The sequence below is a fragment of the Dietzia timorensis genome (assembly GCF_020742175.1).
Taxonomy (GTDB): domain Bacteria; phylum Actinomycetota; class Actinomycetes; order Mycobacteriales; family Mycobacteriaceae; genus Dietzia; species Dietzia timorensis_A.
This window is the reverse complement of record NZ_DYXM01000162.1, coordinates 1-7,686: the sequence shown is the minus strand read 5'-3', so window position 1 is coordinate 7,686 and position 7,686 is coordinate 1. Positions and strand designations below refer to the sequence as shown.

7 protein-coding genes are annotated in these 7,686 nt (G+C 66.5%); 3 read left to right on the top strand and 4 right to left on the bottom strand.

Annotation, left to right across the window (positions count from 1 at the left end; genetic code table 11):
* Positions 1-306 (bottom strand): hypothetical protein (locus K8V11_RS08535; RefSeq protein WP_303912761.1); only part of this gene is annotated, 306 nt, incomplete at its 3' end.
* 208 nt (positions 307-514) lie between these two features.
* Here K8V11_RS08535 and K8V11_RS08530 point away from each other — a divergent pair.
* Both K8V11_RS08530 and K8V11_RS08525 read left to right on the top strand, forming a co-directional pair.
* Entirely contained in the window at positions 515-1,687 is a 1,173-nt protein-coding gene (locus K8V11_RS08530) for a sulfotransferase (protein ID WP_303912758.1), read from the top strand.
* Positions 1,688-1,807: 120 nt separating this feature from the next.
* Positions 1,808-2,128: a hypothetical protein gene (locus K8V11_RS08525; protein ID WP_303912755.1), complete on the top strand. Its 321-nt coding sequence runs from the start codon at positions 1,808-1,810 to the stop codon at positions 2,126-2,128.
* A 651-nt stretch (positions 2,129-2,779) separates the two neighbouring features.
* On the opposite strand, the gene K8V11_RS08520 is transcribed toward K8V11_RS08525, so the two are convergent.
* A complete protein-coding gene (locus K8V11_RS08520; protein WP_303912753.1) occupies positions 2,780-3,538 on the bottom strand; it encodes an LGFP repeat-containing protein in 759 nt (252 codons plus the stop codon).
* A gap of 359 nt (positions 3,539-3,897) precedes the next feature.
* Between K8V11_RS08520 and K8V11_RS08515 the strand changes: the two genes are divergently transcribed.
* Complete coding sequence (locus K8V11_RS08515) at positions 3,898-5,577, top strand: hypothetical protein (protein WP_303912750.1); 1,680 nt, start codon at positions 3,898-3,900, stop codon at positions 5,575-5,577.
* A gap of 81 nt (positions 5,578-5,658) precedes the next feature.
* Here the strand turns inward: K8V11_RS08515 and K8V11_RS08510 are convergent, their stop codons facing one another.
* Both K8V11_RS08510 and K8V11_RS08505 read right to left on the bottom strand, forming a co-directional pair.
* Positions 5,659-6,564, bottom strand: a complete 906-nt coding sequence (locus tag K8V11_RS08510) for an aldo/keto reductase (protein WP_303912748.1) — start codon at positions 6,562-6,564, stop codon at positions 5,659-5,661.
* Between the two features lie 181 nt (positions 6,565-6,745).
* The gene (locus K8V11_RS08505) at positions 6,746-7,339 is read right to left on the bottom strand and encodes a flavin reductase family protein (protein ID WP_303912746.1); all 594 of its coding nucleotides are present in this window, start codon (positions 7,337-7,339) and stop codon (positions 6,746-6,748) included.
* Between the last annotated feature and the right edge of the window lie 347 nt (positions 7,340-7,686).

Below are 7,686 nucleotides of genomic sequence, written 5' to 3'. Positions count from 1 at the left end.
AGCTTCGGCGTCATTCTTAGTGGAAGCGGCGAGCGCCAGGGCGCCACCGCGCGCGTCGAGGGTGGCGGCCATCGAAGCGAGGTAGTCGAGATTCTCGCGCGGGATCCACACGTCCATCCCGCGCGCGAGCGCGGTGAGCTGGGCATCGGTGAGTGCGGAGGCAGCGGTGAGGCATTCGCGCTCGGCGGAGGTCAGCGGGATTTCCGGCACCGGCACCTCGTCAGAGAGGAAGCTGCAGCTCGCCGATCCCGCGGCGAGCGCGGGCACGAGCAACGCCCCTGCCAACCAGCGCCGAATTCGTGCCACCGCTCCCCCTCTAGTCTTGTCGCCCACCCTTGTGCGCACGGCCCGCAGACCTGCACGCTTGCCTTAGTTTTTACCGCACCCGAGGCGCGGCGAGCCGGTGCACGCGCGGCGGTTCCGGCGGTCGGAAATACCCGCCACCGTCGGGGAGCGCGGGCATACAGTAACAAAGGCCACCCAACGGCCCGCCCTACTGCGAAGGATCACCCAAGTGAGCGCACCGAATACCGACGCCACGCGCACGTTCGTCGGCGATGTCGATGATCTCCACGCCTCCGCGGAGCGCGCGACCGGGCTCACCGAGTTCGGGCCGGACGGCGATAACCACCGCGAGGGCCTCGCTTGCCTGCTCGATTCGCTGCACGCAGACGCCGGGCTCACACCCGAGGGTTCGAAGTATTTCCGCGCGACGCTCAAAGGCGCGATCGCGGCACGGCTACTCGCCGAGGATGGCATCGCGCGTCGCCCCGAAGTACTCGGGACAAAAGTAGAGCGGCCGATCTTCGTCACCGGCCTGCCGCGCACCGGGACCACGGCACTGCACCGCCTCCTCGGCGCGGACCCGGCTCACCAGGGTCTCGAATTGTGGCTCACCGAGGTCCCGCAACCCCGTCCGCCGCGTGAGCAGTGGGACTCGGATCCGACGTACACGGGAATCCGAGACCTGTACGCGGGCTTCATGACCGAACATCCCGACTTCGGCGGAGTCCACTACATTTCCGCCGACGACCTCGAGGAATGCTGGCAGCTGCTGCGTCAGTCCTTCACCTCGGTCTCCTACGAATGCCTTGCGTACCTGCCGAGTTATTCGCGGTGGCTCGCGGGCGCCGACTGGCGGCCGGCGTACGCGAGGCACAAGCGCAACCTGCAGCTCATCGGCGCCAACGACCCGGGCAAGCGCTGGGTGCTCAAGAATCCGAGCCACCTGTTCGCGCTCGACGCACTGCTCGACGTCTACCCCGATGCCGTCATCGTCCACACCCACCGCGATCCCGTGAAATCGATGGCCTCGATGTGCTCGCTCGCCGAGCACGCGGCGGGCACGTGGTCCACCGGTTTCACGCGCGAACGCATCGGCCGCACGCAGCTCGAGCTGTGGTCGCGCGGGCTTTCGGAGTTCACCGCCGCCCGCGCCCACCATCCGGAGGCCACGTTCGTCGACGTCACGCATTCCGAATTGCTGGATGACGCCGGAGCTGCCGTCCGCAAGGTCTACGCCGCCGCCGGTGCGGAGTACACGGCGGATGTCGAGGCGGCGGTGATCGCGGAGAACGCGAAATCGCTGTCCGGTGCGCGCGCCCCGAAGCACTCGTACACGCTGGCCGACTACGGGCTCTCCGCTACGGATGTAGAGGCAGCCTTCGACGGCTACCGAGGCGCCTAGCGATCAGCCGCCGACCCGCCAGCGACCCGTGCTCCCCAATCTGCCTGCGCGCTCCCCAACATGAAGCCGCCCTCATAAACGTTTCATCGACGCTTCATTTGCCGCCGAGATAGTTGGTTCATGGCAAAGAACACGACAAGGGCGCTAACCCTTCTGACCTCTGTCCCTGCAACCATCGCTCTCGCGGTCGGCCTCGGAGCCGGAACCGCGTCGGCGCAGACCGCGATCGCCCCGGCAGACTCCTCCGAGCACGGTGTCGTCCAGTACGACGGCATCGCCATCCCCGCCCATATTCGCCACCAGGTCGACGCCGCCTTCGGCTCGGTCGGGATCCCAGTCCCGTGGCATCTCCTCGACTTCCTTGACGACGACTGGGACGACGTCGACGACGATCACGACGATGACTGGGACGACGATTGGGATGACGACTGGGACGACTGATCCCAGCTCGCACCTTCAGCACCCTCAACCAACGCACGCGCCAAGGCCCGCCCGAATCTCTCGGGCGGGCCTTCAACCGTTCCGACCGGCGTCCGTTCCGCCGCGGCCGGCCACCGCGCTCTCCATTGCCGGCCGCTTCCTCCAGCCGTCCGGCTCTAGCGGAGATCGCCATTCCTGTCCATACCCAAGCCGGCCGCCGCTTAACTCGTCTACCTGCACTTACGCACCGCCGCAGTTTCGGCCACCACATAGCAGCCTTCGCACACGCCCGGAATCGCCAGAAGTCGCCCATCTCCAGCTGCCGCCACTTTTCCCACGCCTCAGAACGCTTCCCGAGTCACCTTTCACCCGTTTCATGACACGACGGTTTGTCGACTGGCGATGCGGTTTATTTCGACCGCCGATGACGGGCTTGGGAACGTGACGAAACGGCCGACATCCATCGAGTCCGAGCGCGAATTTCGACTCCCCAGAGCTAGCTTTTGCCGAGGCAGACCGGAGCCCGACGACCGGCCTATCGGAGAGGCAGCTGAAAACCGCCGGCGTTGCGATGAAGGAGCACGCGGCACACGAATGCGGCGACGACCTGGTAATCCAGGTCGCCGCCGCATCGCGAGGCTCGCAGCCGAACATTTCCGGCCTGCGAATCCGCTATCCGATCGTCAGCTGATCGATCGGGACCGGTTCGGTGTCGCCAGGAGACTCATCCGTCGACACTCGCGCCAACCCGTCAGTTCGGACAACTACGACGCCGCCCTCGAACTTCTGCATCCACGACGAGCCGTCGAAGGTCTCGGGGGCGATAGGCAGTCCGAGCTCGCTCGACTCAGCTCCAAGATGCCACCATGCGTCACGCACGAGGCCCCAGACCATCTGCGCGCCTGTCTCCGGCGACCAGTAGATCGAGCCTCCCTCGAAGTGGTTCCCACGACCGTCGACGCCGCTCGCGCCGGATTCATTCGTCGGCCACTCGCGAGTCGTCGGGTAGTGCAGCGGGCCCCATTCGTATCCGGGGGAACCGTTCATCGTGGTCTCGCCCCACAGGTCGAAGATAGCTCCGCCGACCTGGTTGGCCTGGCCACCAGCGACGTCAGGATTCCAGTAGATCGACTTCTTGTCTTTCTCGAAGGTCTGGAACTTGCCACCGTTGGCCGCATCGAGCTCCGGTGAGGTGGCGGCGCCGAAGAATTCTTCCGGCGTCTGGCCGTTCGCCTCTGCTGCGGCGACGTACTCTTCGCCGATCTTGCCCTTAACCTCGTCCTGCGCCGAGGCCATCGGCGCGACGACACCGGAGAGGCCGATGAAGGCGCCCGCGGTGACGGCGGCGGTGAGAACTCGGCGACCGACGTTACGCGAGGCAACCGCACCGTTATCGGCGTTTACATTTTCCGGGGAATGAGTCGTCCACATGATGATCTCCTTGTTTTCGCCGACCAATAGTTGCGGCGATTTCGAGTGACCTTCAGGGCGAGTACCAGCGCATTCGCCGGAGGACTTGCTCACCCGTCACATCTGGAATGTCGACCGCCCACCGTGACCCGTTACACATTCCGACGCAAAGAACTATTGAATTCACGTCTATTCCAAGCAATTTTTCTTCATCCGTGCAGCGCATCCCAGACGCTTCGATCCGCAAAACTCTTACATAGAATTTCTGCCCGGCGGCGTCCGCCACGGCGCTTCGGCAGCCCTATAACTCGTCCATCGCTGCGTTCCGGGCTTCGCCGTTCGCCCTCGACTTTGAGGAGACTCGGGCACAATTCGGCACCATGACCACTACCGGGATCCGCACACGCTCACGCCGTCTCGCCGCTTTCGCCCCGCTGCTCGCGCTCGGCCTCACCCTCTCGCCCGCCGCCGGGTACGCACAATCGGCAGGTGCACCGGGAGGACCACAGGGCTGCGTGCCGTTCGGCACCGCGCAGCTCCCGCCTGGTCTGCCTTCGGGAGGCGGCCAATTCGGCCTGGACAACCTCCCCACCTACGACGGTGAATCTGCACCTTCGCGCGTCGACCTGCGCACGCCGCGCACGCAATTCAATCGGTTCTACGAGTTCGCGCTCGTCGACGGAGCGATGCTCACGCGGCCGCACTCCGAGGAACCTCAGCCATGGCGGCACGTACCGACGCCGAGCTGCCTGCGCGGAAACATCGTCGCCATCTCGGTCGACGACGACGAAATGGTCGCGGTCGACGACCTCGGCTGGATGTACACGATGGACAACGCGACCCAGGACCCCATCACGTGGAACTGGACCTCGGCATGGGGCGCGATGCTATGGATGGCGCCGGGCCAGAAGGTTCCCGGGTCGACTTCGGACGGGGCCCCGCCCGGGATCGATACAAATTCGTGGGCGCTGTCCGTCGCCTCGCCCTGGGATAACAAGGAGTACACCGACATCGCCGGCCGCACCCACCCCGTCGGCCTGGCGAAGATGACCATGGTGCCCGCGCTGACCGGAGACGGCAGCCGAATCACCTACGCGGACCCATGGCTCCCCAACGACAACAGCTACGAGATCGGCGGGCCGCTCGGCGGGCGCTTCAAGTCGACATCGCTTTCGGCCGCCGGGTCAACCACGTTCGTGATGAACAAGTACGGCGACATGTACACGCGGACGTTCGACTTCGATTCCTCCGGGTCGGACAGCGTCTTCTTCCGCTACAGCTGGGAGGACCAGTCGGACAAGCCGTCCGCCTCGAACCTGATGTTCGAGCTTTTCGATCGTGGAACGGCGGCCGTGCAACTTCCGGCACCTGACTGGGCGCAGCAACCCAAGATCGATGGAGAGATCACCTCGGCCATCAGTATCAATTCCACCGGGCCGGGCCCCGACCGCCGCGAGCTTCGGGTTGAGGGACGCCAAGATGGCGTCACAGGTTTCTGGCACAAGATGCTCACGGATCCGCAGTGGACGTTCGAGGCCACGGGCGCCGATGCGCAGGGCGATTTCATCGAGAACACGCCCGCGGACCGCTCGGCGGATACCCTGGCCCCGCCGTCACCCTGGGATTTTACCGCCGCGCTCCCCTCGCGAGACGCGCTGATCGACGCGGATCTGCTGCTCGATATCGGGCTTCCGTATTCGGTGGTGGATCCGCGGCTCCTCGACGCGGCCGGGCAGGGTGCGGCGCCGTCGGGGTACGACCTGCACGTCGACGCGTTCGACCCCGCGGCGACGACGCGGCCCGCGAGTGTGACGACGCCCGACGGGGAGTCGATTCCCGTGCAGCTGCACAGCGCCGACGGGATGCGGATGTATCCGCGCGCGGCGGGGCTCGATGCGCAGCCGCGTCATCTCATCGGCGCCGTCGAACTCGCGCCCGAGGTGTTCGATGCGCGCGGATCGAACCCGGCGGTGGCGGCGTTCGTCGACGAGTGGATGAAGGGCAAGCGCATCGCGCCGATCACGATGAGCGCGACCGAGAGCGACCTCGTCGTGCGGTGACCGGCGGGCTTGGTCTCGGGCTCGGGGCGGGTGCCGGAGTCGGGGCCCGAGCCACGCCCTCGGGGCGAGGTCGGAGCGGGCTCAGGCCTCCGGGATCTCCGCCTCGAAGAAGCCTGGCTGGGGCTCGTCCGGGTCCGGGCCGCTGCGCTTGCCGGTGTCGAGGTCGTCGATGCGCTTGAGTTCCTTGACCGTGAGCTCGAAATCGAACACGTCGAAGTTCTCGGCGATGCGCCCGGGGTTGGTGGACTTGGGGATCACCTGCCGCCCCTGCTGCAGATGCCAGCGCAGCATGACCTGCGCCGCGGTCTTTCCGTGCGCCGAGGCGATGTCGAGCAACTCGGGATCCTCGAAGGCCACGCGGCCGGGAGCTCCGCCGTCATAATATTTGGTGATCCCGCCGATGGGAGACCACGCCTGCGTGAGGATGCCGCGGCGCGCGTTCGCATCGCGCGACGGGACCTGAGTGAAGTACGGATGCAGCTCGATCTGGTTGATTGCCGGGGTGACCTCGGCGGTCTCCAGCAGGCGCTCGAGGAGCGGCGGGGTGAAGTTCGAGATGCCGATCGCGCGGACGCCGCCGTCGGCCCGCAGCTTCTCCAGCGCGCGGTACGCCTCGAGCGTGCGATCGAACGCGTCGACGGCGGGCTGGTGGAGGATAAGCAGGTCGATGGTGTCGACGCCGAGTTTGCCCGTCGCCTTGTCGAAGGCGTGCAGGGTCGACTCGTAGCCGTAGTCGGTGGGCCAGATCTTGGTCTCGATGAACACGTCGTCGCGGGCGAGGCCGGAGCTCGCGATCGCCTTGCCGACCTCACGCTCGTTGCCGTACGCGGCGGCGGTGTCGATGTGGCGGTAGCCGGTCTCGAGCGCCGCGGTTACGGCGTCGACCGTTTCCTCGGGCGGCGTTTGGTACACGCCGAAGCCGATCGCCGGGATCTGCACGCCTCCCCCGAGCTCGAAGACGGGGACCTGTACTTGTGACTGTGCCATTGCGGACTCCTTCTCGCGGATGCGCCGCGCGTTGCGGGATGCGGCTGGCGCGTAAGGCGACGCGCTGCGCGGTGTGCAACGCGCGATGTGCGTGGCACCAGTAATACACCTGCCGCGGCGGGCCCGCGAGGTTCGATTCTTCTGGCGCCGTTTGCCCCGGTCGGCGGCGGTTCTGCAGCCGCTACTTCACCCGCGGGCGCTCCCTTTCCGTGACCTCCGGCGCCAGCCCCCATTCGGTTCGACCCAGGCGTGACGGCGGACGCACTTTGTCGATCAGCGGCAGCCCGTCTTCGGCGAGGACGGACTCGGAGATCGAGAAGTTCACGACCTTCCCGAGGATCAGCGTCCCGTTGCCGACCTCGTGGAGATCGTGCAGGGCGCACTCGATTGCGATGGCCGCTTCCGCCACTCGCGGGACGTCGATGTATTCGGAGTCCTCGGGCGTGAGGCCGAATGCCTCGAACTCGTCGAACTCGCGCGGGTAGGCGCCCGAGCTGTCGTTCATCTGGTCGATGAGATGCTCGGAGCCGATATTGACGACGAACTCCCCGGTCGCGCGGACGTTCGAGAGCGTGTCCTTGCGGCCGACGGAGGTCACCGACACGATCGCCGGATCCTGCGACGCGACGGTAAAGAAGGAGTACGGCGCGAGGTTGAGCATGCCCTCGAGCGAGCGCGAGGACACCCACGCGATCGGCCGCGGCACGATCGACGACGTGAGCAGCGAATACACCTGATCGGCCGAGCGTTCGGCCGCGGGAAGATTTCTGCGCATGGGACAAGCGTAGGCGTATCGGGCATGACGGCGGAGATGCCGTGCTCCCCCGGCGGGCCGCACCAACTTCTGGCCCAGACACCAACCCGCGGGACCACACACCAACCCGCGGGGCTACACACCAACCCGGGACACGGTTTTTCGTGACCACACGTTGGTTTCTTGGTCCGCAGGTTGGTGTGTGGCCCCGCAGGTTGGTGTGTCGCGCGGTCGCAGTGCCCGCGGTGCCTGCGGCCGCCGCCGAGCTACTTGTACGCGCGGTGGTAGGGCCGCGGCACGTAGTCGATGTCCACGCGCAGCTCGCGCGCCGCGCGGAGCGCGAAGTTCGGGTCGCGCAACGCCTCGCG

Excerpts from the sequence above, each read along its gene's own strand:
- K8V11_RS08525 (WP_303912755.1), top strand. The coding sequence starts at position 1,808 with ATGGCAAAGAACACGACAAGGGCGCTAACCCTTCTGACCTCTGTCCCT.
- K8V11_RS08520 (WP_303912753.1), bottom strand. The coding sequence starts at position 3,538 with ATGTGGACGACTCATTCCCCGGAAAATGTAAACGCCGATAACGGTGCG.
- K8V11_RS08515 (WP_303912750.1), top strand. The coding sequence starts at position 3,898 with ATGACCACTACCGGGATCCGCACACGCTCACGCCGTCTCGCCGCTTTC.
- K8V11_RS08510 (WP_303912748.1), bottom strand. The coding sequence starts at position 6,564 with ATGGCACAGTCACAAGTACAGGTCCCCGTCTTCGAGCTCGGGGGAGGC.
- K8V11_RS08505 (WP_303912746.1), bottom strand. The coding sequence starts at position 7,339 with ATGCGCAGAAATCTTCCCGCGGCCGAACGCTCGGCCGATCAGGTGTAT.